This is a genomic window from Methylocystis sp. JAN1 (genome assembly GCF_052186135.1).
Lineage (GTDB): Bacteria > Pseudomonadota > Alphaproteobacteria > Rhizobiales > Beijerinckiaceae > Methylocystis.
In genome coordinates, this window is record NZ_CP181499.1 from 3,707,259 (window position 1) to 3,732,413 (window position 25,155).

Annotated in this window: 22 protein-coding genes; 9 read left to right on the forward strand and 13 right to left on the reverse strand. The window is 65.1% G+C overall.

Annotated elements, in window-relative coordinates:
• Positions 1-63: 63 nt before the first annotated feature.
• The 3 genes from ykgO to queC all read right to left on the reverse strand — a co-directional run bounded on the left by ykgO (position 64) and on the right by queC (position 3,382).
• Positions 64-189 (reverse strand): type B 50S ribosomal protein L36, encoded by a 126-nt coding sequence (gene ykgO, locus ACNHKD_RS17845; protein ID WP_036283477.1) that lies wholly within the window; start codon positions 187-189, stop codon positions 64-66.
• 104 nt (positions 190-293) lie between these two features.
• A complete protein-coding gene (locus ACNHKD_RS17850; RefSeq protein ID WP_442754830.1) occupies positions 294-2,405 on the reverse strand; it encodes a TonB-dependent receptor in 2,112 nt (703 codons plus the stop codon).
• Positions 2,406-2,662: 257 nt separating this feature from the next.
• Positions 2,663-3,382, reverse strand: a complete 720-nt coding sequence (queC, locus tag ACNHKD_RS17855) for a 7-cyano-7-deazaguanine synthase QueC (RefSeq protein ID WP_442754831.1) — start codon at positions 3,380-3,382, stop codon at positions 2,663-2,665.
• A 320-nt stretch (positions 3,383-3,702) separates the two neighbouring features.
• Here queC and ACNHKD_RS17860 point away from each other — a divergent pair, with 320 nt between their 5' ends.
• Positions 3,703-3,957 (forward strand): general stress protein, encoded by a 255-nt coding sequence (locus tag ACNHKD_RS17860; RefSeq protein ID WP_442754832.1) that lies wholly within the window; start codon positions 3,703-3,705, stop codon positions 3,955-3,957.
• 55 nt (positions 3,958-4,012) lie between these two features.
• Here ACNHKD_RS17860 and ACNHKD_RS17865 read toward each other — a convergent pair whose 3' ends face one another.
• Positions 4,013-5,557: a sensor histidine kinase gene (locus ACNHKD_RS17865; protein WP_442754833.1), complete on the reverse strand. Its 1,545-nt coding sequence runs from the start codon at positions 5,555-5,557 to the stop codon at positions 4,013-4,015.
• A 130-nt stretch (positions 5,558-5,687) separates the two neighbouring features.
• Here ACNHKD_RS17865 and ACNHKD_RS17870 point away from each other — a divergent pair, with 130 nt between their 5' ends.
• Genes ACNHKD_RS17870 through kdsA form a run of 3 tightly spaced genes read left to right on the forward strand, consistent with a single transcriptional unit; the run spans position 5,688 to position 7,779 of the window.
• Positions 5,688-6,299 (forward strand): glutathione S-transferase family protein, encoded by a 612-nt coding sequence (locus ACNHKD_RS17870; RefSeq protein WP_442754834.1) that lies wholly within the window; start codon positions 5,688-5,690, stop codon positions 6,297-6,299.
• Positions 6,299-6,934: a uracil-DNA glycosylase family protein gene (locus ACNHKD_RS17875; RefSeq protein WP_442754835.1), complete on the forward strand. Its 636-nt coding sequence runs from the start codon at positions 6,299-6,301 to the stop codon at positions 6,932-6,934. The genes ACNHKD_RS17870 and ACNHKD_RS17875 overlap by 1 nt, the downstream gene beginning before the upstream one ends.
• Positions 6,931-7,779: a 3-deoxy-8-phosphooctulonate synthase gene (gene kdsA, locus ACNHKD_RS17880; protein WP_442754836.1), complete on the forward strand. Its 849-nt coding sequence runs from the start codon at positions 6,931-6,933 to the stop codon at positions 7,777-7,779. The genes ACNHKD_RS17875 and kdsA overlap by 4 nt, the downstream gene beginning before the upstream one ends.
• A gap of 14 nt (positions 7,780-7,793) precedes the next feature.
• On the opposite strand, the gene queF is transcribed toward kdsA, so the two are convergent.
• Together queF and ACNHKD_RS17890 are read right to left on the reverse strand one after the other, a co-directional pair.
• Positions 7,794-8,255 carry a preQ(1) synthase gene (gene queF, locus ACNHKD_RS17885; protein WP_442754837.1) on the reverse strand — a complete coding sequence of 154 codons (462 nt, stop codon included), beginning with the start codon at positions 8,253-8,255 and terminating at the stop codon, positions 7,794-7,796.
• A gap of 70 nt (positions 8,256-8,325) precedes the next feature.
• Entirely contained in the window at positions 8,326-9,090 is a 765-nt protein-coding gene (locus ACNHKD_RS17890) for a hypothetical protein (protein WP_442754838.1), read from the reverse strand.
• Positions 9,091-9,391: 301 nt separating this feature from the next.
• Between ACNHKD_RS17890 and eno the strand changes: the two genes are divergently transcribed.
• From eno to polA, 3 genes are all read left to right on the forward strand, one after another.
• Positions 9,392-10,675, forward strand: a complete 1,284-nt coding sequence (gene eno / locus ACNHKD_RS17895; RefSeq protein ID WP_442754839.1) for a phosphopyruvate hydratase — start codon at positions 9,392-9,394, stop codon at positions 10,673-10,675.
• A gap of 188 nt (positions 10,676-10,863) precedes the next feature.
• Positions 10,864-13,575 carry a valine--tRNA ligase gene (locus ACNHKD_RS17900; RefSeq protein WP_442756929.1) on the forward strand — a complete coding sequence of 904 codons (2,712 nt, stop codon included), beginning with the start codon at positions 10,864-10,866 and terminating at the stop codon, positions 13,573-13,575.
• Between the two features lie 386 nt (positions 13,576-13,961).
• A complete protein-coding gene (polA, locus tag ACNHKD_RS17905) occupies positions 13,962-16,961 on the forward strand; it encodes a DNA polymerase I (protein ID WP_442754840.1) in 3,000 nt (999 codons plus the stop codon).
• Positions 16,962-17,024: 63 nt separating this feature from the next.
• On the opposite strand, the gene cysN is transcribed toward polA, so the two are convergent.
• The 7 genes from cysN to ACNHKD_RS17940 are packed head-to-tail and all read right to left on the reverse strand — an operon-like array spanning position 17,025 to position 23,231.
• A complete protein-coding gene (gene cysN, locus ACNHKD_RS17910) occupies positions 17,025-18,662 on the reverse strand; it encodes a sulfate adenylyltransferase subunit CysN (protein WP_442754841.1) in 1,638 nt (545 codons plus the stop codon).
• Entirely contained in the window at positions 18,662-19,579 is a 918-nt protein-coding gene (gene cysD, locus ACNHKD_RS17915) for a sulfate adenylyltransferase subunit CysD (RefSeq protein ID WP_442754842.1), read from the reverse strand. The genes cysN and cysD overlap by 1 nt, the downstream gene beginning before the upstream one ends.
• Positions 19,576-20,337: a phosphoadenylyl-sulfate reductase gene (locus ACNHKD_RS17920; protein WP_442754843.1), complete on the reverse strand. Its 762-nt coding sequence runs from the start codon at positions 20,335-20,337 to the stop codon at positions 19,576-19,578. Before ACNHKD_RS17920 ends, cysD begins: the two co-directional genes overlap by 4 nt.
• A complete protein-coding gene (locus ACNHKD_RS17925; protein WP_442754844.1) occupies positions 20,334-20,840 on the reverse strand; it encodes a DUF934 domain-containing protein in 507 nt (168 codons plus the stop codon). The genes ACNHKD_RS17920 and ACNHKD_RS17925 overlap by 4 nt, the downstream gene beginning before the upstream one ends.
• Positions 20,824-22,545 (reverse strand): nitrite/sulfite reductase, encoded by a 1,722-nt coding sequence (locus ACNHKD_RS17930; protein ID WP_442754845.1) that lies wholly within the window; start codon positions 22,543-22,545, stop codon positions 20,824-20,826. The genes ACNHKD_RS17925 and ACNHKD_RS17930 overlap by 17 nt, the downstream gene beginning before the upstream one ends.
• Complete coding sequence (locus ACNHKD_RS17935) at positions 22,546-22,860, reverse strand: DUF2849 domain-containing protein (RefSeq protein ID WP_442754846.1); 315 nt, start codon at positions 22,858-22,860, stop codon at positions 22,546-22,548. It lies immediately after the preceding gene.
• Positions 22,860-23,231: a 2Fe-2S iron-sulfur cluster-binding protein gene (locus ACNHKD_RS17940; RefSeq protein WP_442754847.1), complete on the reverse strand. Its 372-nt coding sequence runs from the start codon at positions 23,229-23,231 to the stop codon at positions 22,860-22,862. The genes ACNHKD_RS17935 and ACNHKD_RS17940 overlap by 1 nt, the downstream gene beginning before the upstream one ends.
• Positions 23,232-23,609: 378 nt before the next feature.
• On the opposite strand from ACNHKD_RS17940, the gene ACNHKD_RS17945 reads away from it, so the two are divergent.
• Positions 23,610-24,350, forward strand: coding sequence for a hypothetical protein (locus tag ACNHKD_RS17945; RefSeq protein WP_442756930.1), 741 nt, complete (start codon positions 23,610-23,612; stop codon positions 24,348-24,350).
• Between the two features lie 36 nt (positions 24,351-24,386).
• A complete protein-coding gene (locus ACNHKD_RS17950; RefSeq protein WP_442754848.1) occupies positions 24,387-25,100 on the forward strand; it encodes a hypothetical protein in 714 nt (237 codons plus the stop codon).
• The last annotated feature ends 55 nt before the right edge of the window (positions 25,101-25,155 follow it).

Sequence of the window (25,155 nt, forward strand, 5' to 3'; positions counted from 1 at the left end):
AAAAGCCGCGGCGCCCGAGGCCGCGGCTTCAATGCAAGGCAAACGTTCGCTTTTCGAGGCGCCTCAACCCTGGCGGGCCTTGTAGCGCTTCTGAACCTTGTTGATGACGTAGACGCGGCCCTTGCGGCGCACGATCTGGTTGGCGCGATGGCGCGAACGCAGGGATTTCAGCGAGTTGCGGACTTTCATTGGTCTATCCTCGGCAATACAACACTGGCCGGGATAACGCCCAGCGCCTCGTTGGCGGCGCATATGCCAAATTTCGCGCCGACGATCAAGTCAAAAACGGCGCCTCAAAAGAGGACATTGGCGAAAAACCGCAAATTCGCCCCCGGCAGCAACACCTCGTCCTTGCGGAAGGAGACGCTGTTGCGGATGTCCTGATTGAGCAGATTATTGCCCACAAGTCCAACCGTCATTTCCTTACCCCAGGCGTCGCCGGGCGCGAGGCTCATCCGGTAACTCACCTCCGCGCGCAGCAGATTGTAGCCCCTGGTCGGCGTCTCGCCGGTCTCGGCGATATCGTTCTGCGCGAAGGCGTGGAGAAGATTGGCCCGCGCCAGCCAGTTGGCGTCGCGCCAGAAGAGGCCGCCGCCGAGCCGCATGGGCGGGATGCGCGGGACATTCCCGCCGCTTGTAAAGCTCGCCCGCACGAGGTCGAACTGGTTTTCGACCCCGATCGTCCCGCCCATCAGCGGCGCGACGTCGAGCTGGCTCTGGAACTCCGCGCCGCGAAAGACGGCGTTGCGCTGCGAATAGAGGGCGAGGCGCAGGTCGCCCGCCCCGCCAATGGCGCAGCTTGCGAAATCGGTCTCGCAGACCGGCCCCGTAAGATTACGGAAGATGAAGCCGTCGAAGCGCGTGGCGTAAAGCGCCGCCTCGAAGCGCAACGGTCCGTCGGCCCGCCGCAGGCCGAGCTCCAGCGTCTTGGCTCTTTCGATTCCGAGATCCGGATTGCCGACGTCGAACGTGCCGGTCGCGTCGTGGACGCCGCGCGACAGAAGCTCGGGCGCGCGGGGGGCGCGTTCGACATATTGCGCGGAAAGGCTTGCAACAAGGCCGTAAGGGAGGTCGCGCAAAACGCCGAAGGCGGCGCTCGCCGGCGTGAAGCTGCGTCTCCTCGCCAGCGGCGCCGACGGATCGGCGAGAAAATCAGGCAAAGAGCCAGCCACCTGCGCATGTTCGATACGGCCGGCGAGTTGCATTTTCAGCTCGCCGGCAAGCTTAAGCTCGTTGAAGAGATAGCCAGCGACGGTCTTTGTCCGGTTGGGATCGTAAAGCCCGCCCGTCAGTCCCGGCGAAGTGAGGAGCTGGTGGTTTCCCTGGAGGCCGGCGGCGCTCGTCAGCGTTCCGAAAGGCAGCGCGACCGGCGTGAACTGCGTCTCGACCCGCACCTCCAGATCCTTGTTGGTGAAGGTCTGCTGCACGCCGTCAAAGCCGCCTTCATCGCCGAGCTCGTGATGCTTGTAGTCGGTGAGCCCCGCCCAGAAGCGGACGACGTCGACATAGGTCGATTTGACGGGAAGCTCGCCCCTTCCCGTCACCCGCGTCTGCCGCTGCTCGATGCGGGTGTCGGTCTCCGCGGGCTCGACGCCCGGAATGCGATAATGGCTGTCATATTGCGTGACGGCGAAGCCCACGAAGCCGCCGCCGGGCAGGAGGCGGCTTGCGCCCAGCGACGCGCCGCCCGAGCGCATGGATGAATTTGGCTGGCGCCCGTCCAGGCGAGGCGGCGGGTCCGGGGGAAAAAGATAAGGATAGCCCGGGATGCGGTAATCGCCGGCGCGCCGGCCATGGACGTCCGCGTGCACGACGACGTCGTCGCGTCCGGCGTCGAGAAGCGTCGCATTCTCCAGCAGGTTGTCGACCGTCGCGATCGCCGCGCGGGTCTCGGCCCGCGCGCAACCGATTTCCCGGAAGGAGACGGCGTCCCCGCAGGGCGCTTTCTCCGGAATGCGGTTGTTGGAGACATTCACCACGCCGCCGACGGCCTGCGAGCCCCAGCGCAGCGTGGCGGGGCCGCGCACCACCTCCATCTGGCTCGCGCCGAGCGGGTCGAGCGGCACGCCGTGATCCTCGCCCATCTCCGAGACGCCGCTCGCCCCGACGCCGTTCTCCTGGATGCGCACGCGGTAATTATCGAGACCGCGCACGATGGGACGGCTCGCCGCGCCGGGGGCGAAGGTCGACGACGTGACGCCGGGCCTGGCGAAGAGAACGTCCCCCAGCGTGGTCCCGGTGGAGGCGCGTAGTTCTTCACTCGTGACGACCGTGACGGCGGCGTATTGGTCCGGGGCAATGGCCAGGACGCCGCGGGGCGCGGGTTCGGAGGTGGGGCTCACGGGCGCCGCCGGCGGCGAAGGCGCCCGCGTCTGCGCGACCGGCGCGGCGGGGCGGCGCGCCATCCGGCTCGTGGTCCCGACTTCAATCGTCGGGAGGGATCGCTGCCCGGCCGCCGGGACGGTCAAGGCGAGCGTCCCAGCCAAAAAGACCGGCACCCTTCGCCGGCATCCCTTGACGCCTGTCTTCCATCGCATGAACGCCTCCCCCGGAATGTTATATTGTAACGTATAGGACGTTATAACATTACATTCTTCTGTCAAGAACGGTTGGCCTTCACCGGCAGGCGCTGGGGCGATGGAAGGAGGAATGCGGCGGCGCGTCAGCCCTGCGAAGCCGCAAACTTTTCCCAGCCCGCGGCGCGAAGCCGGCAGGCGGGGCATTCGCCGCAGCCGTAACCCCAGTCGAAACGCTTGCCGCGCTCGCCGAGATAGCAGGTATGCGTCTCCTCGACGATGAGCGAGACGAGCGACTCGCCGCCGAGATCCCGGGCGAGCGCCCAGGTCGCCGCCTTGTCGATCCACATCAGCGGCGTATGGATTTCGAGATCCATCGCCATGCCCAGCGTCAGGGCGCGATTGAGCGCGCGGATCGTTTCGTGCCGGCAGTCCGGATAGCCGGAATAATCCGTCTCGCACATGCCCGCGACGAGGTCGTTGACGCCGCGCCGATAGGCGAGCGCCGCCGCGAAGGTGAGGAACAGCAGGTTGCGCCCCGGCACGAAGGTGGTCGGCAGGCCGTCCTCGCGCATCGCGATTTCCGCCTCGCGCGTCAAGGCCGTGTCGGAAATCGCGCCGAGCGCTTCGATGGCGATGGTGTGATCCTCGCCAAGCCGCGCGGCCCAATCGGGCGACAGCTTTGCGAGCGCCTCGCGCAGAACCGCGCGTCGGTCGAGCTCGACGCGATGACGCTGGCCGTAATCGAAGCCCACCGTCTCGACGCGCGCGAAACGGGAGAGCGCCCAGGCGAGGCAGGTCGTCGAGTCCTGGCCGCCCGAGAAGAGAACGAGCGCGGATGCGCTCTCATGATGATCGGAGGCCATGACGGCTCGCTTGCTGCAAGGCGACGGAGTGAAAAGCGCGGCGCTTTTTCTCATTCTACGTCCGCCCCTCCAGGCTTCAAGCGCGCCTCGGGCGCAAGCGCGAGCGAAGAGAGAGAGACAGGCGCCCGAAATTTATGCGGCCGCACGGAAAAAAGTCAGTTTTTTCGAAGCCTTTGTTCGAAGGCCGACTTCGAGCCGCTCCCTTCGCGGTTGAGCTTCAACTTTACTGACACCGCCGCCCGCATCAACCGGCGACGCATTGTCAAGGTCTCCGAAAGCCACAGTTTACCAACTGTTGAGCAACCGCCAGGGAGGCGAATATGGGACAGTCGACATATCGAGGTTTCGCGTCGATGGATCACGAGAAGCATCTCGAGATTGCGCGCAAAGGCGGAAGGTCGGTTCCCGCGGAGAAGCGCAGCTTCTCGCAGAACCACGAACTCGCCGCGCAGGCCGGGCGAAAAGGCGGACAGAGCGTCGCGGCGAAGGATCGCAGCTTCTTCCGCGACCGGGCGCTCGCCGCTACCGCCGGCCGCAAGGGCGGGCATGCGTCTCACGGCCAGCGTCACCAGTAGTCGCGTCGTTTGGATGGATTCCTTTCGCTCGCATGATTTTATGCGAGCGAAAAGGCTAGGCGGCGGGGCGGCGAGCCGCGCGCTGCTGTGCGGGCGTGTCGAATTTCGGCAGGGCGTTCATCACGCGCTGCGGCGGGAAAACGACGATGGCGTCCGTTCCTTCGCGCACTTTCGATTTCAGCATGAAGTGGCCGCCATGCAGCTCGACGAGGCCCTTCACGATGGGCAGGCCGAGGCCCGTGCCTTCGTCCGCGTTCTTCTGCGCGAGCGTGCCGCGGCCGAACGATGACATCACGGTGGCGATCTCGTTCTCGGGAATGCCCGGCCCCGTATCCTTGATGGCGATATACTGGCCGCCGGCGCTGGTCCAGCCGACCTTCAACGTCACCTGACCGCCTTGCGGCGTGAATTTGATCGCGTTGGTGAGGAGGTTGAGGATCACCTGGCGCACGGCGCGCTCGTCGGCCCAGATGCGCGGCAGGCTCGGCTCCACGGATTCGACGAGCTTGATGTCGCGCTTCTGCGCGCGGATCGTCAGCAGGTGCCTGCATTCCTGCGCGATATTGACCAGCGAGACGCTTTCTTCCTTCAGTTCGTAACGCCCGGCCTCGACGCGGGAGAGATCGAGAATTTCGTTGATGAGCATCAGCAGATGCTGGCCGCTCGAATGAATGTCGCTTGAATAGTCGCGATAGGCCGGATTGGCGTGGGGGCCGAAAAGCTCGCCTTTGAGCACTTCCGAAAAGCCGAGGATCGCGTTGAGCGGCGTGCGCAGCTCATGGCTCATGGTGGCGAGGAAGCGCGACTTGGCGAGATTGGCCTCCTCCGCGCGCCGGCGCGCCTCGTCCATATTGGCGTTGGCCTGCTCCAGCTCGGCGATCAGCTCGTTCTTTTCCGCGCGGAAAAAAAGGCTTTCCGAGGCGATCTGATGGAATCGCCTGGCGAGCACATAGAAAAAGACCTGCGTCGCCACGACGGTCGCGAGAAGCGCGATGAACGTGTCGCCGCCACCGCGATTGACATAGGCGATATAGGCGATCGCCGTCAGCGAACTCGGCGCGATGGTCGCATAGACCGCCGCCGGAATGGTCGCCGTGACCATCGTATTGAAGGCCGACGAGAGGAGCAGCATCACGATGAGGAGCGTGCGGGCGTTCGGATCCTTGGCGGCGAAGAGCATCGCCGCGACGCCCGCCCAGACGACCCCGTGGACCAGCTCGGCGCCGACGAATTTGGTGCGCCACTGCTTGACCGTCACCTTTTCGTCCTCGACCGCCTCGAGGCTCTTGGCGGTCCCGTAGCAGAGGATGAGGCTCGAAAAGGCGAGGACGAGCCAGATGATGATGCGCTGGCCCGGCGCCCAGTAGAGCGCGAGCAGGGACATCATCAGGATGAGCGCGACCGCCGAGACCGCGGAATTGACCCGGGTCTCCGCATAGGCTCTCAACAGTTGCAGATCCGTGCCGCGATGCCCGGTGTCGGATGTGGTCAGGCGTTCCCGCGCCTGCCGGACCCGGGCGCCGATGCGACGCTTCTGCGTCGCCGTCCGGGGATCGAGGCCGCGGCCACGCTCGATCATTTCGGCGGTGACTTCACTCATTCTTCACACGCACGCAGGGCCAAACTCAAACGTTACTTGCAATGAGACAATTGCTTAGAAAGATTAACAGCCCCCTCACAAATCGCCACGATTTCGACCATATTCGGGCTTCCAGCCCCATGAGGTAGGCATGCTGCTCTATGACGCGCCGCGCGCGCCAAATCCGAGGCGAGTCGGTATTTTTCTCGCCGAAAAGGGCGTTACCGTCCCCGTCCGCAACGTCGACCTCATGGCGCTGGACCATATGGAATCCGATTTCGCGCGCATTAACCCTCTGCGCGCCGTTCCGGCGCTTGTTCTCGACGACGGCTCGATACTGACGGAGTCCGTCGCCATCTGCCGCTATATCGAGTGGCTGCGCCCCGAGCCGCCGCTTTTCGGCCGCGACGGACGCGAGCAGGCCTTCGTCGAGATGTGGCAGCGGCGGATGGAGTTCGCCCTCTTCCTCCCCGTCGCCTTCGCCTTCCGCCACGGCCACCCCAGAATGGGCGTTCTGGAGAAGCCGCAATTTCCCGAATTCGCCGAGGCGCAGCGCGGACGAGCGGCCGCGGCGATGCGCTTTCTGGACGGCGAGCTCGCGGACCGCGCCTTTGTCGCGGGCGAGGCCTTCACCATCGCCGACATCACCGCTTTCGTCGCGCTGGAGCTGACCCGGCTTGCGCGGATCGAGGTCCCGCCGGAACTGACCCGCCTCGCGCGCTGGCGGGCGGCGGTGGGCGCGCGGCCGAGCGTGGCGGTCTGATGGGGCGCGACGCGGCGAAACGGCTGGAAGCGCTTTCGGCGCAAATCCGCGCCTGCCGGCATTGCGCGGAGGCGGCGACGCCCCTGCCCCATGCGCCGCGCCCCGTCTTTCGCGTGTCGCCCACGGCGCGGCTCCTCGTGGCGAGCCAGGCGCCCGGCAATCTCGTGAACCAGACCGGCATCCCTTTCAACGACCCCTCGGGCGAGCGGCTTCGCGACTGGATGGGGGTCGACCGCGATATTTTCTACGACGTCTCCCGCGTCGCCATCGCGCCCATGGGCTTCTGCTTTCCCGGCAATGACGCGGCTGGCGGCGATCTTCCGCCGCGGCCCGAATGCCGGAGGCTCTGGCACGACAAGCTCTTCGCGGCGCTGCCGCAGATCGAGACGGTGCTCGCCATCGGCCGCTACGCGCAGGACTACCACTTCGACCGGCTCGGCCATGATCTGCCAAAGGGCGCGGGCGTCTCTCAGACGGTCGCCCGCTGGCGGGAGTTTCAAGGCGCGCGGCCGCTGATCTTCCCCTTGCCACATCCCTCCTGGCGGAATACCGGATGGCTGAAAAAGAACCCCTGGTTCGAGGCGGAGGTCCTGCCGGCGCTGCGCGCCGAGGTCGCGCGGCTTGTGAAAAAATGAGACAGGCGGGCATGGACGTCGTCGCCGTCGGATCGGGCCCTCGCGCCGTCGCTTTCGCCAATGATCGGCGGCTCGCGCTGATCGCGGGTCCCTGCGCGCTGGAGAGCCGCGACATGGCGCTGGAAGTCGCAGCCGAACTGGCGCGCCTCTCGGACCGGCTGGGGATCGGCGTCGTCTTCAAGACCTCCTTCGACAAGGCCAATCGCACGAGCGGCGAAGCCCCGCGAGGGATCGGCCTCGAGGCCGCCCTGCCGATCTTCGCGGAGATCAGGGAGAAGACCGGCCTGCCCGTCACGACCGACGTGCATGAGAGCTGGCAGTGCGCGCCCGTGGCCGAGGTCGTCGACCTCCTGCAGATCCCCGCCTTTCTCTGCCGGCAGACCGATCTCATCGTCGCGGCGGCGCGGACGGGAAGACCGGTGAACATCAAGAAGGGGCAATTTCTCGCGCCCTGGGACATGGCGCACTCCGTCGGGAAGGCCCGAAAGGCGGGCGCTTCCGGCGTAATCGTCGCCGAACGGGGGACGAGCTTCGGCTACAACGCCCTCGTCGCCGACATGCGGTCGCTCGCCATCCTGGCGGAGACAGGCGCGCCGGTGATCTTCGACGCGACCCACTCCGCGCAGCAGCCCGGCGGCCGGGGCGCGTCGTCAGGAGGCGAGCGTCGCTTCGTCGCGACGCTGGCGCGGGCGGCCGTAGCGGTGGGGGTGGCCGGCCTCTTCGTCGAGACGCATCCGAACCCGGACGCGGCCGCCTCCGACAGCGCGACGCAGATTCCGCTGCGGGAGCTGGAGCCGACGGTGGAGGCGCTTCTTGCCTTCGACCGTCTGGCGAAGGGGATTTAGCCGATGACCGGGGCTCAGCCCCGGCCCCGATAGGGCGGCACGCCCTGATCCGGGAGCCACAGCCCCTCCGGGGCTTGCCCGGTCTGCCAGAAGACATCGATCGGAATGCCGCCGCGCGGATACCAGTAGCCGCCGACGCGCAGCCATTTCGGCTTCATCGCCGCGACGAGGTCGCGCCCGATGCGCACCGTGCAATCCTCGTGGAAAGCCCCGTGATTGCGGAAGCTTCCGAGATAGAGCTTTAAGGACTTCGACTCGACGAGCTTCTCGCCCGGAACATAGTCGATGACGATATGGGCAAAGTCGGGCTGGCCCGTGACCGGACAGAGCGAGGTGAACTCGGGCGCGGTGAAGCGCACGAGATAGGTCGCGTCCCTGTGCGGATTGGGCACGAGATCGAGTTCGGCGTCGTCCGGCGAAGCGGGAAGCGGCGCCTTCTCGCCAAGGAGCAGCGCGCCTTCATGGGTCTTGGTCATGGGGCTAAAGATAACGGCCCGCCCCGATCGTCAAGGCGTCCGACTCCCTCCCCGCGCGCGGGAGAGGGGATTACGGATCCCGGTCGTCCGCGCATTCGCCCATGCGCAGCGTGATCGGATGCGCGGTCATCCAGCCGGAGAGAAAGCGGGCGCCGTCCGCCTTGAGCGCCGCCTGCATTTCCGCGCGGATGATCTCCAGCCACTTCTGCCGGCGGTCGGGCGTGTTCATCTCGGCCGGCACGCCGAGGTCGATGGCCTTGACCGCGAACTGGAAGGGCATGGTGCGCCAGAAGGCCACGGCCCCGCCGCCCTGCATCGCCTCGACGGCGGATTCGGGCGTTTTGGCGAGCTTCTCCTGTTCCGCGAGGGGAACGGCGTCGGGCTTGCCGTTATACGGCGTGGCGATGACGACGCCGTTGCGAAAGAACATGTTGGCGACCGTTCCCTTGCGCTCGGCGACGAGATTGCCGCCGATCACGAAGGTCGCATTCGACTTCTCGACCGCGCATTTCGTCATGCGGTCGAAACAGGCGGCGACGCCGGACATATGGGCGTTGCAGCCGGTCTCGATCCATTTCGCCATGGTCTCGGGCTTCACGTCGAGAATATAGGCGACGCCCTGGGAATATTCGCAGCGCTGCACCAGCGCCGCCGGCCAGCCCATGAAGTCCTCGGAGACGGGAGAGCAGGTTCCGGCGCGCACCGGCGACTTGTCGAAAGCCGCCTTGATCGCGGCGACATGCTCCGCCGTCTGCGCCCGCGCGCCGGCCGCCCCGGCCAGAAAGGCCGCCGCAAGCGCGGCGGCGCGCGCGCGCTTTCTCCTGTGGAACGCCATGTCTCTCCCCCGCTTTTTCTTGTCGCGGCGAGGCCGCGCGGGCTCTTCCGGCGCTTTGCTTTTCACAAAAGGCTCGAAACGAACCGTCGACTCGCGCTTTATCTTTGATAAAACTCAAGTTAGCCGGGCCTGAGCGCCAGTCAACAGCTTTCCGCGTCCTGACGCCGCCGCGTCGCAGCGCGGTTTTCCGCCCGGCGGGCGTGGAAAGACGGGCCTAAACCGCCCGGTCAGGCTTTCCCGCGCCGACGAACAAGGCTAAAAGGCGGCGCTGCCCCGCGGCGCATCAAAAAGAGGCCCATATATGACCGAGATCATCGACATCCACGCCCGTGAAATTCTCGACTCGCGCGGGAATCCGACCGTCGAGGTCGACGTGACGCTCGAGGACGGGTCTTTCGGCCGCGCCGCTGTCCCGTCGGGCGCCTCGACGGGCGCGCATGAAGCCGTTGAAAAGCGCGACGGCGACAAGAGCCGCTACCTTGGCAAAGGCGTGCTCCAGGCCGTCGACAATGTGAACGACGAAATCGCCGGCGCCCTGCTCGGACTCGACGCCGAGGACCAGGTCGGGGTCGATCAGGCGATGATCAAGCTGGACGGCACGCCGAACAAGAGCCGGCTCGGCGCCAACGCCATTCTCGGCGTCTCGCTCGCCGTCGCCAAGGCCGCCGCCGAAGCGTCGACGCTCCCCCTTTACCGCTATGTCGGCGGCACGCAGGCGCGCGTCCTGCCCACGCCGATGATGAATATCGTCAATGGCGGCGTCCATGCGGACAACCCCATCGACTTCCAGGAATTCATGATCATGCCGACCGGCGCGGACAGCGTGCGCGACGGCGTTCGCTGGGGCGCGGAAATCTTCCACACGCTGAAGAGCGCTCTGAAGAAGGCCGGGCTTTCGACCTCGGTCGGCGACGAAGGCGGCTTCGCGCCGAACCTTCCCTCGGCCGAAGCCGCGCTCGACTTTATCATGAAGGCGATCGAAGACGCGGGCTTCAAGCCGGGCGTCGACGTGCATCTCGCATCGGACTGCGCCGCGACCGAGTTCTTCAAGGATGGCAAATATGTCTATGAAGGCGAGGGCGTGACCCGCACGGTCGACGAGCAGGTCGCCTATCTCGCCAAGCTCGCCAGCGCCTATCCGATCGTCTCGATCGAGGACGGCATGGCCGAGGACGATTGGGAAGGCTGGAAGAAGCTCACCGACGCCATCGGCAAGAAGGTGCAGATCGTCGGCGACGATCTCTTCGTGACCAACGTCAACCGCCTGTCTCAGGGCATCAAGAGCGGCACGGCGAATTCGATTCTGGTGAAGGTCAACCAGATCGGATCGCTCACCGAGACGATCTCCGCCGTCGATATGGCTCACCGCGCCGGCTACACCAGCGTCATGTCGCATCGCTCGGGCGAGACCGAGGACTCGACCATCGCCGATCTCGCGGTCGCGCTGAACTGCGGCCAGATCAAGACCGGCTCGCTCGCCCGTTCGGACCGGATCGCCAAATACAATCAGCTCATCCGCATCGAGGAAGAGCTGGGCGAGGCGGCGATCTATGCGGGCAAGAGCGCGATCAAGCAGTTGGCGTAAAGAACGGCGATCTTCGCGCTCAAATCCCTCCCCTTTACGGGGAGGGTGGCGAGCGAAGCGAGCCGGGTGGGGTCCGGCTCGGGGACGTTCTCCGCTCGACTTCACCCCACCCGACCCCGCTTCGCGGGGCCACCCTCCCCGTGAAGGGGAGGGATTTTTGTAACAAACGCCCGGCTTACCCGATGACCATGGAAAAAACCTTCGATCCCGCCGCCATCGAGTCCCGCATCCGCGAGACCTGGGAAGAGCGCCAAGCCTTCCGCGCCGGGCGTCCCGAGCGCGCCGCCGCCGCGCCCTATTCCATCGTCATTCCGCCGCCCAACGTCACCGGCAGCCTGCATATGGGCCATGCCCTCAACAACACGCTGCAGGACATTCTCGTGCGCTATCACCGCATGAAGGGCCTCGACGTGCTGTGGCAGCCGGGCACGGACCATGCGGGCATCGCCACGCAGATGGTGGTCGAGCGCCAGCTCATGGAGCGGCAGGAACCCGGCCGCCGCGAGATGGGCCGCGAGAAGTTTCTGGAGCGCGTCTGGGAATGGAAGGCCGAGTCCGGCGGCAAGATCGTCGAGCAGTTGAAACGCCTCGGCGCCTCCTGCGACTGGTCGCGCGAGCGTTTCACGCTGGATGAAGGCCTGTCGCGCGCGGTGGCGAAGGTCTTCGTGCAGCTTTATCGCGACGGGCTGCTCTACAAGGACAAGCGCCTCGTCAATTGGGACCCCGTGCTGCACACGGCCATCTCCGATCTCGAAGTGCAGCAGATCGAGGTGAAAGGCCATCTGTGGCGCTTCAAATATCCGGTCGTGGACGACGCCGGGAACGAGACCGGCGAGTTTATCGTCGTCGCGACGACGCGTCCCGAGACCATGCTCGGCGACACCGCCGTGGCCGTGCATCCCGAAGATGAGCGCTACAAGGCGCTCGTCGGCAAGAAGCTGCGCCTGCCGCTCGTCGGGCGTTTCATCCCTGTCGTGGCGGATGAATATTCAGACCCCGAAAAGGGCACCGGCGCAGTGAAGATTACGCCGGCGCACGACTTCAACGACTTCGAGGTCGGCAAGCGCCACGGGCTGCGCCTCGTCAATGTGCTCGACGCGCAGGCGCGCATGGCGCTCGGCGCCAACGCCGAATTCCACGAGGGCGTGGAGCCCTCGGAAGAACTCGCCGCGACCGTCGCCGCGCTCGACGGCCAGGACCGGTTCGCCGCGCGAAAGCTGGTCGTCGACATGATGGAGGCGAAAGGCCTTCTCGACGGCGTGGATGACCACAAGCACATGGTCCCACATGGCGACCGTTCGCAGGCGGTGCTGGAGCCGCGCCTGACCGACCAGTGGTACGTGGACGCCAAGACGCTGGCGCAGCCGGCCCTCGCCGCCGTGCGCGAGGGCCGCACGGCCTTCGTGCCGAAGAACTGGGAAAAGACCTATTTCGACTGGCTCGAAAACATCCAGCCCTGGTGCGTCTCGCGCCAGCTCTGGTGGGGCCATCGCATTCCCGCCTGGTACGACGCCGACGGCAATGTCTATGTCGAGGAGACGGAGGAAGCGGCGCATGTCGCCGCGCGCTCGCGCACCGGCGCCGACGCGCCGCTCACGCGCGACGAGGACGTGCTCGACACCTGGTTCTCCTCCGCGCTCTGGCCCTTCTCCACGCTGGGCTGGCCGGACGAGACGCCGGAGCTCGCGCGCTTCTATCCGACGAATGTGCTGGTCACGGGCTTCGACATCATCTTCTTCTGGGTCGCCCGCATGATGATGATGGGCCTGCACTTCAGGAAGGAGATTCCTTTCCGCGACGTCTACATCCACGCCCTCGTCCGCGACGAGAAGGGCGCCAAGATGTCGAAGTCCAAGGGCAACGTCATCGACCCGCTGCATCTCATCGACGAATATGGCGCGGACGCGCTGCGCTTCACGCTCGCGGCGATGGCGGCGCAGGGTCGCGACATCAAGCTTTCGACGCAGCGCGTCGAAGGCTACCGCAATTTCGCGACGAAGCTCTGGAACGCCTCGCGCTTCGCCGAGATGAACGGCTGCGCGCGCGTTTCGGGCTACGACCCGCGCGCCAACAAGGTGACGCTCAATCGCTGGATCGTCGGCGAAGCGGCCCGCACGGTGCGCGAGGTGAGCGCGGCGATCGACGCCTATCGTTTCAACGACGCGGCCGGCGCCGCCTATCGCTTCGTCTGGAACGTGTTTTGCGACTGGTATGTGGAGCTCACCAAGCCGCTGCTGACCGGCGCCGATGGCGCGGAAAAAGACGAGACGCGCGCAACGACCGCCTTCGCGCTCGACCAGATCTATGCGCTGCTGCATCCCTTCATGCCCTTCATCACCGAGGAGCTGTGGGCGATCAAGGGCGCGGAGGGTCCCGCGCGGGAAAGCCTGCTGGCTTTGGCGCAATGGCCGTCGCTGGAGGGCCTTGAAGACGCCGAGGCCGAAAGCGAAATGGGCTGGGTGGTGGATCTCATCTCGGAGATTCGCTCCTTGCGCGCCGAGATGAATCTCAACACCGAGACGGAGCTTCTGCTCATCGGCGCCGACGCGGCCTTGCAAGCCCGCGCGACGCGCTGGGAGGAGACGATCAGGAAGCTCGCGCGGCAGTCGAAGATCGGCTTCGCCGACGCCGCGCCGAAATCCTCTGCGCAGATCATCGTGCGTGGGAGCGTGGTCGCCATTCCGCTCGAAGGCGTGATCGACCTTGGCGCGGAGAAAGCGCGTCTCGCCAAGGAAATCGCCAAGCTCGAGAGCGAGGTGAAGAAGGTCGACGCCAAGCTCGGCAATCCGGGCTTCCTCGCCAAGGCGGACGAGGAAGTGATCGAGGAGCACAAGGAGCGCCGCGAAGAGGCGCTGACGCGGATCGAGAAGCTCGACGCGGCGCTGGGACGGCTGGGGTAGAGCCCCCTCCCCAGCCCTCCCCCGCTTGCGCGGTCGCCGCCTTCATACACAGAGCTGATCGCGAGCCATGTTTCCCTCCCCCTTGCGGGGAGGGACCAAGAGTGGGGGTCGACAATCTAGATCGTTACGCGGGCTCCCCCCACCCTGCCCTCCCCGCGAGGGGGAGGGATGGATCGTGGCCTTCATCGAAAGCCTCGACCGTCATTGCGAGGAGCATATCGCGAAGTCGGGTATATCCGACTTCGAAGACATATGGCGAAGTCGGGTATACCCGACTTCGAAGAAATGCGACGAAGCAATCCGGAGCCGCGAGGACGGCCCTGGATTGCTTCGCTCCGCTCGCAATGACGGAAGACGACGCGACAAGTCGGCGCTAAACTACGCCCATGACCCTCACGCACAAACCCGTCGGCCCCGGCTCCCACGTCTTCCTCGTCGACGGCTCGTCCTTCGTCTTTCGCGCCTATTTCCAGTCGATCCGGCAGGACGCGAAGTATAATTATCGCTCGGACCGCCTGCCGACCGGCGCGGTTCGCCTCTTTTGCACCAAGCTTCTCCAATTCGTGCGCGAAGGCGCGGCGGGCGTGACGCCGACGCATCTCGCCATCATCTTCGACAAGAGCGAGAATTCCTTCCGCAAGGAAATCTACCCGGACTACAAGGCGCATCGCTCCGAGCCGCCGGAAGACCTCGTTCCGCAATTTCCGCTCATGCGCGCCGCCGTGCGCGCCTTCGGCCTCACGCCGATCGAGCAGGACGTCTATGAGGCGGACGACCTGATCGCGACCTACGCCGCGCAGGCGCGCCAGAAGGGCGCGGACGTGCTTATCGTCTCCGCCGACAAGGACCTGATGCAACTCGTCGGCCCCGGCGTGACGATGTACGACCCAGCGTCGGGAACGGCGGGGACAAAGGGCGCCCGCGAGGAGCGGCTGATTACGGAAGCGGAGGTCGTCGATTATTTCGGCGTCCCGCCCGGCAAGGTCGTCGAAGTGCAGGCGCTCGCCGGCGACTCGACCGACAATGTGCCCGGCGCGAAGGGCATCGGCGTGAAAACCGCCGCGCAGCTCATCAACGAATATGGCGATCTCGACACGCTTTTGGAGAAGGCGCCCGGCATCAAGCAGCCCAAACGCCGCGAGGCGCTGACGGACCCGGAGGCCGTCAAACTCATTCGATTGTCGAGAAAGCTTGTCGAACTGGTGCGCGACGCGCCGGTGGAGACGAAGCTCGAAGATTTGGGGCTTCATCAACCCGACGCACAGAAGCTTATCGCCTTCCTGCAGGCGATGGAGTTCACCACCATCACCCGCCGCGTCGGCGAGCTTTACGGCGTCGACATCCACGAGATCGAGCCTGATCCGCACTTCGTCGGCGCGGCGGGCTGGCGCGCGCGCAATGGCGAAGTCAATCATGGGGCGGCTCCGAAGCCGGTGGAACGGAAGGAGCCGGCGGCCCACAAGGCTTTCGCAGACGGCTACGCCCCTTCATCGCTCGCCGCCGCGCGAAAGGCCGAGGCGCTCGCTTCGAAAATCGACCGCTCGACCTATGAAACCGTCATGTCCGTCGAACGGCTCGACCAATGGATCGCCGACGCGTTCGAAGCCGGCCTCGTCGCGCTCGACACGGAGACGACCTCGCTCGACCCGATGAGCTGCGAGCTCGTCGGCGTGTCTCTGGCGCTCGGACCGGGCCGCGCCTGCTATATTCCCGTTGGCCATCGCGAGGGCGGGCATGACGACCTTTTCGGCGGCGCCGATCTGGTCCCGGGGCAGATTCCGCTCGGCGTCGCGATAGAGAAACTCAGGCCGCTCTTCGAGGACGACGCCGTCCTGAAGGTCGCGCAGAACATGAAATACGATCTGCTCGTGCTCTCGCGTTACGGGATCGCCGTCGCGCCGATCGAGGACACGATGCTGATCTCCTATGCGCTCGATTCGGGCCGCAACAATCACGGCCTCGACGAGCTGGCGAAGAAGCATCTTGGCCACGAGAACATTACCTTCGCGCAGGTCGCCGGCACCGGGCGCAATTTCATCGGCTTCGCGCGCGTTGCGCTCGACAAGGCGACGGAATATGCGGCGGAAGACGCCGACGTGTCGCTGCGTCTTTGGCGCGCGCTGGCGCCGCGCCTGCCCGCCGAGCACAAGACCGCTGTCTACGAGACGCTGGAGCGTCCGATGGTCGAGACGCTGGCGCGCATGGAGCGGCGCGGGATCACCATTGACCGCCACATGCTTTCGCGGCTCTCCGGCGAATTCGCGCAGGACATGGCGCGTCTCGAAGCCGATATTTTCGAACTTGCCGGCGAGAGCTTCAATCTCGGCTCGCCCAAGCAGTTGGGCGACATTCTCTTCGGCAAAATGGGCCTGCCCGGCGCCAGGAAAACGGCGACCGGGGCCTGGTCGACTTCGGCGAGCGTGCTCGAAGACCTCGCGGCCGAAGGCAATGAATTTGCGCGGCGCATCCTCGACTGGCGCCAGCTTTCCAAGCTTAAGAGCACTTATGCCGACGCCCTGCCCGGCTTCGTGAACAAGGAGACGGGGCGCGTTCACACCTGCTATTCGCTCGCGGCGACGACAACGGGGCGCTTGTCTTCGTCAGAGCCGAATTTGCAGAATATCCCCGTGCGCAACGAGGCGGGACGCAAGATCCGCAAGGCCTTCATCGCCGCGCCCGGCCATGTGCTGATTTCCGCCGATTACTCGCAGATCGAGCTGCGCCTGCTCGCGCATATCGCCGACATACCGCAGCTGAAGAAGGCTTTCGCGGACGGGATCGACATTCACGCAATGACGGCGTCCGAAATGTTCGGCGTGCCGGTCAAAGACATGCCGCCGGAAGTGCGCCGCCGCGCCAAGGCGATCAATTTCGGCATCATCTACGGCATTTCCGCCTTCGGCCTCGCCAATCAGCTCTCCATTCCGCGCGAGGAGGCGAGCGCCTATATCAAGAAGTATTTCGAGCGCTTCCCCGGCATTCGCGACTACATGGACGCGACGAAAAAGACGGTGCGAGAGAAATTATGCGTGACGACCATTTTCGGCCGCTCGCTGCATTTCCCGCGCATGTCGTCGGCGAACCCGTCCGACCGCGCCTTTTATGAACGCGCGGCGATCAACGCGCCGATTCAGGGCGCCGCCGCCGACATCATCCGCCGGGCCATGGCGCGCATGGACGAGGCGCTGGAGGAGGCGGGCCTGAAAGCGCAGATGCTGCTGCAGGTGCACGACGAATTGGTGTTCGAGGCGCCGGAGGAGGAAGCGGAAGCGACGATCGAGATCGCGCGCCGCGTGATGGAGCAGGCGCCGCTCCCGGCGGTGCAGATGAGCGTGCCGCTGCATGTCGATGCGCGCGCGGCGAAGAACTGGGACGAGGCGCATTGACGCCGGACCGCGAGCCTCCAGGCTCGCTCTCGCCATGCGAGCCTGAAGGCTCGCGGTCCGGCGCTAAATCCCCGGATCGACGCCCGGAGCCGGCGGTTCCTTCTTCCTTTCCAGCCCGTAGCTGTAGCGCGTCCAGAAGCGCTCGTGGAAGTAATAGAGCGCGAAGATCGCGATCATCTCGACGCCGGTAATCTCCGCGGAAAGCGCGGCGTCGTGGACGAAGGCGTTGACGATGACAAAGGCCGAGAGGCTTGCCGGCAAAAGCCAGGAGAACGCCTTGGCGAGGCTGCGCTGCCGCGAGGGACGATAGCTCTCGCGCTCGATCTCGACGCCTTCCATCGAGGCATAGCTGAGATCGGTCAACGGCGCCTCGGCGCGGCGCTCCGAGGCCGTCACCGTCTTCACCATGCCCACCGCCACGGTCTCGTTGGTGATGCGGTCGATGAGGATAAAGCCGCCGGTCTCTCGGTTCTCGATATAGGGATCGCACGCGACGACCGTCTCGAGAGAGAGCTTCGCCTCGCCGATCTCGTTGAAGCCGAGCGTCTCGCCCGACGCAATCGGCGCCGCGAGGCCGGACTCGATCTCGATGCGGGAATCGACCTCGCTCACATTCGCGGGCGTCGTCCTTGTTCCGATTTTCAACAGATAGCTCTTGCCCGCGGCGAGCGGCTCGCGCACGAGCCACAACAGCCTCGCCTCCAGCCGGTCGCCGACCTTCGCGGGCGAGACGGGCGAGGACAGGAGATCGCCGCGTGAGCAGTCGATTTCCTCGGCGAGCGTGATCGTCACGGACTGGCCGGAGACGGCGCTTTCGAGATCGCCGTCATAAGTGACGACGCGAGAAACGCGCGTGTCCCGGCCCAGCGGCAGGATGCGAACAATGTCGCCGGGGCGGATGTTGCCGCCGCTGATGAAGCCGGAAAAACCACGGAAATCGAGATTGGGGCGATTGACCCATTGCACCGGCATGCGGAAGGGCGCGATGCGCATCACGTCCTCGACCGCGACGCCTTCGAGATAGGTCAGCAAAGGCGGTCCGTCATGCCAGGGCATGTTGGCGGCGCCGTCATGCACAAGATTGTCGCCGTCCTTGGCGACGAGCGGCAGGACGTAAATTGAAGCAAAGCGCAGATGCTTCGCGAATTCGCGGAAATCCGCCTCGATCTTGCGGAAGACCTCCTCGCTGTAGCCGACGAGGTCCATCTTGTTCACCGCGACGACGACATGCCGCACGCCGAACATCGAGTTGATGACGCTGTGGCGGCGCGTCTGCGGCAGGATGCCCTTGCGCGCGTCGACGAGCAGGATGGCGAGATCGGCGGTCGACGCGCCGACGGCCATGTTGCGCGTATACTGCTCGTGGCCGGGCGTGTCGGCGACGATGAATTTGCGCTTGTCGGTCGCGAAATAGCGGTAGGCGACGTCGATGGTGATGCCCTGCTCGCGCTCGGCGGCGAGGCCGTCGACGAGCAGTGCGAAGTCGAGCTCGTCGCCCTGCGTGCCGTGCTTCCGGGAGTCGGCTTCGAGCGCGGCGATGAGATCGTCCGGCGCGAGATCGGCGTCGTAGAGCAGACGGCCGATCAGCGTCGACTTGCCGTCGTCGACCGAACCGCAAGTGATGAAGCGCAGGAGCGGCTTGTCGGCCGCGTGACGCGCGGCGGCCGGCGCGGGCGCGTCGATGACCTCGGCGCTCTGCATCAGAAATACCCTTCCTGCTTCTTCTGTTCCATGGAGCTGGAGCCGTCATGGTCGATCAGGCGGCCCTGCCGCTCGGAAGAGCGGCTCTCGCGCATTTCGGTGATGATCTCGTCGAGCGTCGCGGCCTCGCTCTCGATGCCGCCGGTGAGCGGATAGCAACCAAGCGTGCGGAAGCGCACCATCTTGTTCTCGATCGCTTCGCCCGGTTCGAGCCGCATGCGCGCGTCGTCGACCATGATCAGCGTGCCGCTGCGGCGCACGACGGGCCGCTCCTTGGCGAAGTAAAGCGGCACGACAGGAATGTTCTCGCGCGCGACGTAATCCCAGATGTCGGCCTCCGTCCAATTGGACATCGGGAAGATGCGCAGGCTTTCGCCGGGCGCCTTGCGGGTGTTGTAGAGGCGCCAGAATTCCGGTCGCTGGTTCTTCGGGTCCCAGCGATGCTGCGCCGTGCGGAAGGAGAGGACGCGCTCCTTGGCGCGCGACTTCTCCTCGTCGCGCCGCGCGCCGCCAAAGGCCGCGTCGAACTTGTATTTGTCGAGCGCCTGCTTCAGCGCCTCCGTCTTCATGATCTCGGTATGAAGCTTCGAGCCGTGCACGAAGGGGCTGATATTCATCTCAAGCCCCTTGGGATTGACATATTCGATCAGCTCCAGTCCCCACTCCTTCACGATCCTGTCGCGAAATTCGATCATTTCGCGGAACTTCCACGTCGTGTTGACGTGAAGCAGGGGGAAAGGGATTTTCGACGGATAAAAGGCCTTCCGGGCGACATGCAGCATCGCCATGGAGTCCTTGCCGATCGAAAAGAGCATCACCGGCTTTTCGCATTCCGCGACAGCCTCGCGCATGATGTGAATGCTCTCGGCTTCAAGGCGGTCGAGATGGCCGAGCGAACGCGTCGGAAGGGCGCTCATCCGAACACCTCCGGCGCCGGCTGCGGGCCGGGGCCGCGGCGCAGAACGCCATCCTCGCCGACATGCAGGCCGCATTCCTTCTTGTCGTCCTGCTCCCACCACCAGCGGCCGGCGCGTTCGTCCTCGCCGGGCTCTATGGCGCGCGTGCAGGGCGCGCAGCCGATGGAGAGAAATCCCCTGGCGTGCAGCTCGTTCACGGGGATGGAAAACTCCTGCGTGGCGTCAACGATGGCGTCGCGCGTGTAATCGATGACGGGATTGATCTTGAGCACCTTGTGTCCGGCGTCGAAAGCGATGAGCGGCGCATCGGCGCGGGCGGCCGACTGATCCGCGCGCAGGCCCGTGATCCAGCCCGAGACGCCGTCGAGCAGGCGCGACAGCGGCTCGACCTTGCGCACATGGCAGCAGGCCTTGCGCGCCTCGACGGATTTATAGAAGCCGTTGACGCCCTGCTCTTCCACAAGGGCTTCGAGCGGCGCGGCCTGCGGATAGGCCGCGCGGATGCGGCGGGCGTAGCGGGCCTCGGTCTCTTCCCAAAGCGTGTAGGTTTCAGGAAAAAGCCGCCCTGTGTCGATCGTCGCGACGTCGATGTCGAGCCCCTGGGTGAAGATCGAATGCGTGATGAACTGATCCTCGACTCCGAAGCTCGTCGTGAAGACGATGCGGCCGGGGATGAGTTCGCGCACGAGCTGGAGGCGATGATCGAGATCGAGCGGCGCGAGGCGGGGCGCAAGGATTTCAGCGATGGAAGCCGTCATTTCGCCGCCGCCTTTCGCCGCGCGTCGAGGATGGAGCCCGCCGCGACATAGCCGCGCTGATAGGTGCGCGAATAAGCGGCGCGGGCCGCCCGCCATTGGGACTCGTCCTGCCGTTCGGCCAGATCGTCCGGAATCTCGACCGTATCGAAGCCGCAGCCGAGCGCGTGGGCGTATTGATCCGCGAGCAGACGCCCGCTTGCGCGCAGCTCGCCCGTAAAGCCCGCGCGGCGAACGAGGCGCGCGAGCGAGAAGCCGCGTCCGTCGGCGAAAGCCGGGAAGGCGATCTCGATGAGACCGAGACGCGACAGCGCCGGAACGAGCGCGGCGGGATCGGTCGTGTTCGGGACGTTCACACCCAGGGAGACGCCCCCGGGAAGATGAGCGAGCGCATGTTCCAGACGCGAGAACGAGACGACCGCCTTGCCGCTCTTCGGCAAGGCTTCCTCGTCCGCGAGCCGGCGCCAGTCGTCTTCGATGAAACGGCCGTCAGATATCAGCGCCATCTTCGCCCTCCCGGCGCAGCACGTCCTTGAAGCGGGCGTGACCGACGCGCCGCCATGTTTCGATGAAAGCCTCGCCTTCCCGGCGCTCGGCCAGATAGAAGTCGACAATATGCTCGATCACGTCGGGAACCTGCTCCGCCGTCACGCCCGGGCCCAGGATCTCGCCGATATGCGCCGAGAAGGTCGGATCGCCGCCAAGCGTGATCTGGTAGGATTCCCTGCCTTTCTTTTCGAGGCCGAGAATGCCGATCGCGCCCACATGATGGTGGCCGCAGGCGTTGATGCAGCCTGAAATCTTGATCCCGAGCTTGCCGATGCGCCGCTGGCGCGAGAGGTCCGAAAAACGCTTCGAGATCGCCTGCGCGATGGGAATGGAGCGCGCCGTGGCGAGCGAGCAATAGTCGAGGCCGGGGCAGGAGATGATGTCCGAGACAAGGCCGGCGTTGGCCGTCGCCAGGCCGGCGGCGTCGAGCGTCTTCCACAGATCGAAGAGGTCGTCCTGCCTCACATGCGGCAGAATGACGTTCTGTTCGTGGCTGATGCGCAGTTCGCCGAAGCCGAAGCGCTCGCTGGCGTCGGCCAGCACGCGCATCTGCGCCGAGGTGGCGTCGCCTGGAATGCCGCCAATGGGCTTCAGCGAGACGGTGACGATCGCATAGCCCGGAACCTTGTGAGGCGCCACATTGACGTCCACGAAATTGCCGAAGGCCGGATGCGCGACGCGCTCGGTCCGCAGCTTCGCGGATTCCGCCGGAAGGGCGTCATAAGGCGGCGGCGCGAAAAAGGCCGCGATGCGCTCGAACTCGGCAGGATCGTAGGCGAAGACCGAGCGATCCATGGAGGCGAACTCGGCCTCGACGGCGCTGCGCACCTCGTCGATCCCCTTCTCGTGAACGAGGATCTTGATGCGCGCCTTGTATTTGTTGTCGCGGCGGCCAAAGCGGTTGTACACGCGCATGATCGCTTCGAGATAAGCGAGCAGATCGGCGCGCGGCGCATAGTCGCGAATGACCTTGCCGATGAAGGGCGAACGGCCGAGGCCGCCGCCGACGGCCACCTGATAGCCGATCTCGCCCGCCTGGTTCTTCACGATGCGAAGGCCGATGTCATGCGCCATGATCGCCGCGCGATCATGTTCGGCGCCCGTCACCGCGATCTTGAATTTGCGCGGCAGGAACGAGAACTCCGGATGAAAGCTCGACCATTGGCGCAGGAACTCGGCTGTGGCGCGCGGGTCTTCGATTTCATCCGGGGCGACGCCGGAGAAATGGTCGGCCGTGACGTTGCGGATGCAGTTGCCGGATGTCTGAATGGCGTGCATCTCGACTTCGGCGAGCGCCTCCAGAATGTCGGGCGTATCGACGAGCTTCGGCCAATTGTACTGCAGGTTTTGGCGGGTCGTGAAGTGCCCGTAGCCGCGGTCATATTTATCCGCGATGTCGGCGAGACGGCGCATCTGCCGCGCGGTGAGCGTGCCATAGGGAATGGCGACGCGCAGCATGTAGGCGTGAAGCTGAAGATAGAGCCCGTTCATCAGGCGGAACGGGCGGAACTCGTCTTCCGTGAGCGCGCCTTCGAGGCGCCGGCGCACCTGCTCGCGAAACTCCGCGACGCGCTCCTTGACGAAGGCGGCGTCATATTCGTCGTAGCGATAGGTCGTGGTGGGGGCGTTGGGCCGCGCGAGAGCGGGATCGTGAGCGGTCATTTACGCGGCTCCTTGCGCCTGCTTGCCGAGATCGAGACGCACGCTCGGCCCCTTGATGCGCATTTTTTCGCGATAATGCAGCGGAGTCGGAACGCCGTCCGCGCCGACCTCCACATCGGCGAGATAGACGTCGACGACGCGATTGGCGGCGACCTCGGCCTTGCCGAAAGCCTCCAGCGCGCCGGCCTCTTCCTTGTCCTGCGCGACGCGCGCGCGTCGATGGTCGCGCTCCCAGCCTTCAGGCCCAAGGAACAGCACCTCGCCATCGGCGAGATCGGAGGCCAGCAGGATCTGCGGATGTTTGAGCGCGGACATTACGTCTCCTGCGCCAGTTTGAGCGAGAGGCCGCTCATCTCGTCCGACCAGACGATCTGGCAGGAGAGACGGGAATTTTCGTAGAGCATCGGCAGCTCGTCGAGCTTTTCCAGCTCGTCCTCGCGCGGCGGCGGCACGCGCGCGACCGATCCGGCGTCGAGCACGACATGGCATTCCGCGCAGGCGAGCGCCCCGCCGCATGTGTTCTCCATGCCCATGCCATAGTCGCGCAATATTTCCATCAGCCGCCATCCTTCGACAGCCGCGAGCTCGTGAACGACGCCGTTACGGTCCTCGACGCGCAGGAAGGGCGTATCGGGCTCCAACGGCGTGAGGGGCGGATCGGCGATGATGTCCAATGCAATACTCATGCGCTCGTTTCAGGTTAATAGCGGCGGCGTTCACGGCCGGCGGCGGTGGCGTTCTGTATTTCGAACGGTTAGATACTCTAAATCGCACGCATGTCAATTCACCTTGCAGAAATGCCTAATGCATGAAAATTACATGATAATGCTGTGAAAACTGCCCGCACGAGCCGAATTAAAAGCTGGGACATGACAAACGGGCACATTCTATGTTTGTTAAGAATCGGGTGACCAATCGGAACGGCAGCGCGCAAGCGCATAGGAGACCGCATGGTAAAAAGGCCGATCAAAACCACGAAGGAAACGCCGCCGCCTCCGAAGAAGGAGCCGGAACCGCGTCGCGAGGTGAGAGAGATCGCCTCGCCGCAGCAATCTTCAGGAGCAATTATGAAACCAACGGTCATTGTCGTCGGCGCCGATAAGGGGGGCGTGGGAAAGACGACAATTGCGCGAGCCGTTCTCGACTTCCTCTCCCTCAACAACTTACAGGCCCGCGCCTTCGACACGGAGACGCCGCGGGGCACGCTCTATCGCTTCCATCCCGACGAGACGATGATCGTCGATCTGACGTCGACCGCCGACCAGATGAAGATCATCGACACGCTCAATTCCTCGCAGGCCAAGGTCAGCATCATCGACGTGCGCGCCGGCGGCCTGAGCCCGGCGCTGGAGGCGCTGGACGAGATCGGCTTTTTCGACGCGGTGAAAGCCGGGGAGTTCCGCTTCATCCTGCTTCACGTCATCGGCCCGTCCATCGCCTCGCTCGAGGAGATCGCGGAAATTGCGCCTTACATGACGGACGCCAATTATTTCATGGTGAAAAACCATGTGAACGACACGACGTTCTTCGAGTGGGATCCGCAGACGCACGCCAAATATTTTGAGGACGTGCACACGACCGGCGAGATCACCATCCCGAAGCTCGGCGAACTGGCCTATGAGCAGGTGGAGCTTGCGGGCGCGCCCTATTCGACCTTCATCGCCAATCAGACGGCGGAGGGCGAACCGGCGGATCACTCCTTCGTCTTGCGCGGTTATGTCCGCACCTGGCTCGCCAGAGTTGCGGACGAATTCGAGCGGGTCGGGCTTCTCGACCTCATCAACGGCGCAGGCAAAGGGCGTTAAGACGCGGGCGGCGCCGCCCTCGTCCGCGAGGATTAAATGAGTCGCCGCACCCTCGTCTTCTTTGTCTGCTCGCCGCATTCGCGCACCGGCGTGACCACGGCGGCGCGACTCCTGACCGACTATTATCTCTCGCGCGGACTCCCGGTCGAAGGCTTCGACACGGATTCGCGCGAGCCTTCCTACGCCCCGCGATTTCCGGGCCTTTCGCAAGTCGTCGACATCTGCGACGTGAAGGGTCAGATTTCGCTCTTCGACCGTCTGCTGATCCCCGACGGGACCCCGAAGGTCATCGATGTGTGGAGCCGGTCTTTCGACCAGCTTTTCGCGACCATCGCCGAGATCGGTTTTCTGGAAGAGGCCGGACGCGCGGGCGTCCAGCCGATCATTTTCTACCAGTCGGACGTTTCGCAGACGGCTGCGAACAATGCGCGGCTCCTCAACACGACCTGGCCGGAACTTTGGATCACCGTCGTCCACAATGAGGGCGCGGCGCCGCTGGGACCGGACGCCTTGCATATCCTCGCGCAATATCCCGCGCGCGGGAAGCTCGTGATCCCCCGGCTCGAAGCGGCGATCGCGTGGGCGCTCGGCGATTTCGACCTCTCGCTGTCGGCCTTCCTGAAGGAGCCGCCCGGCGACATGTCCATCGTCGTGCGCGCCGCGCTCAAGGCGTGGCTCCTGCCCATCTTCACGCAATTGCAGAGCTTCGAATTGCGGCTGGATCTTCAATCCAGCGAGTTCCTGCGCTAGAGCGCGGCTGGCGAAAAAGGAGGAACCGACTTTCGCATGGAGCGCGCTCTAAACC

Excerpts from the sequence above, each read along its gene's own strand:
- eno (WP_442754839.1), top strand. The coding sequence starts at position 9,392 with ATGACCGAGATCATCGACATCCACGCCCGTGAAATTCTCGACTCGCGC.
- cysN (WP_442754841.1), bottom strand. The coding sequence starts at position 18,662 with ATGCAGAGCGCCGAGGTCATCGACGCGCCCGCGCCGGCCGCCGCGCGT.
- ACNHKD_RS17850 (WP_442754830.1), bottom strand. The coding sequence starts at position 2,405 with ATGGCGCGCCGCCCCGCCGCGCCGGTCGCGCAGACGCGGGCGCCTTCG.
- ACNHKD_RS17870 (WP_442754834.1), top strand. The coding sequence starts at position 5,688 with ATGCTGCTCTATGACGCGCCGCGCGCGCCAAATCCGAGGCGAGTCGGT.
- polA (WP_442754840.1), top strand. The coding sequence starts at position 13,962 with ATGACCCTCACGCACAAACCCGTCGGCCCCGGCTCCCACGTCTTCCTC.
- cysD (WP_442754842.1), bottom strand. The coding sequence starts at position 19,579 with ATGAGCGCCCTTCCGACGCGTTCGCTCGGCCATCTCGACCGCCTTGAA.
- ACNHKD_RS17875 (WP_442754835.1), top strand. The coding sequence starts at position 6,299 with ATGGGGCGCGACGCGGCGAAACGGCTGGAAGCGCTTTCGGCGCAAATC.
- ACNHKD_RS17865 (WP_442754833.1), bottom strand. The coding sequence starts at position 5,557 with ATGAGTGAAGTCACCGCCGAAATGATCGAGCGTGGCCGCGGCCTCGAT.
- ACNHKD_RS17930 (WP_442754845.1), bottom strand. The coding sequence starts at position 22,545 with ATGACCGCTCACGATCCCGCTCTCGCGCGGCCCAACGCCCCCACCACG.
- ACNHKD_RS17900 (WP_442756929.1), top strand. The coding sequence starts at position 10,864 with ATGGAAAAAACCTTCGATCCCGCCGCCATCGAGTCCCGCATCCGCGAG.
- queC (WP_442754831.1), bottom strand. The coding sequence starts at position 3,382 with ATGGCCTCCGATCATCATGAGAGCGCATCCGCGCTCGTTCTCTTCTCG.
- queF (WP_442754837.1), bottom strand. The coding sequence starts at position 8,255 with ATGACCAAGACCCATGAAGGCGCGCTGCTCCTTGGCGAGAAGGCGCCG.
- ACNHKD_RS17890 (WP_442754838.1), bottom strand. The coding sequence starts at position 9,090 with ATGGCGTTCCACAGGAGAAAGCGCGCGCGCGCCGCCGCGCTTGCGGCG.
- ACNHKD_RS17860 (WP_442754832.1), top strand. The coding sequence starts at position 3,703 with ATGGGACAGTCGACATATCGAGGTTTCGCGTCGATGGATCACGAGAAG.
- ACNHKD_RS17935 (WP_442754846.1), bottom strand. The coding sequence starts at position 22,860 with ATGTCCGCGCTCAAACATCCGCAGATCCTGCTGGCCTCCGATCTCGCC.
- kdsA (WP_442754836.1), top strand. The coding sequence starts at position 6,931 with ATGAGACAGGCGGGCATGGACGTCGTCGCCGTCGGATCGGGCCCTCGC.
- ACNHKD_RS17920 (WP_442754843.1), bottom strand. The coding sequence starts at position 20,337 with ATGACGGCTTCCATCGCTGAAATCCTTGCGCCCCGCCTCGCGCCGCTC.
- ACNHKD_RS17925 (WP_442754844.1), bottom strand. The coding sequence starts at position 20,840 with ATGGCGCTGATATCTGACGGCCGTTTCATCGAAGACGACTGGCGCCGG.
- ACNHKD_RS17940 (WP_442754847.1), bottom strand. The coding sequence starts at position 23,231 with ATGAGTATTGCATTGGACATCATCGCCGATCCGCCCCTCACGCCGTTG.
- ACNHKD_RS17950 (WP_442754848.1), top strand. The coding sequence starts at position 24,387 with ATGAGTCGCCGCACCCTCGTCTTCTTTGTCTGCTCGCCGCATTCGCGC.
- ykgO (WP_036283477.1), bottom strand. The coding sequence starts at position 189 with ATGAAAGTCCGCAACTCGCTGAAATCCCTGCGTTCGCGCCATCGCGCC.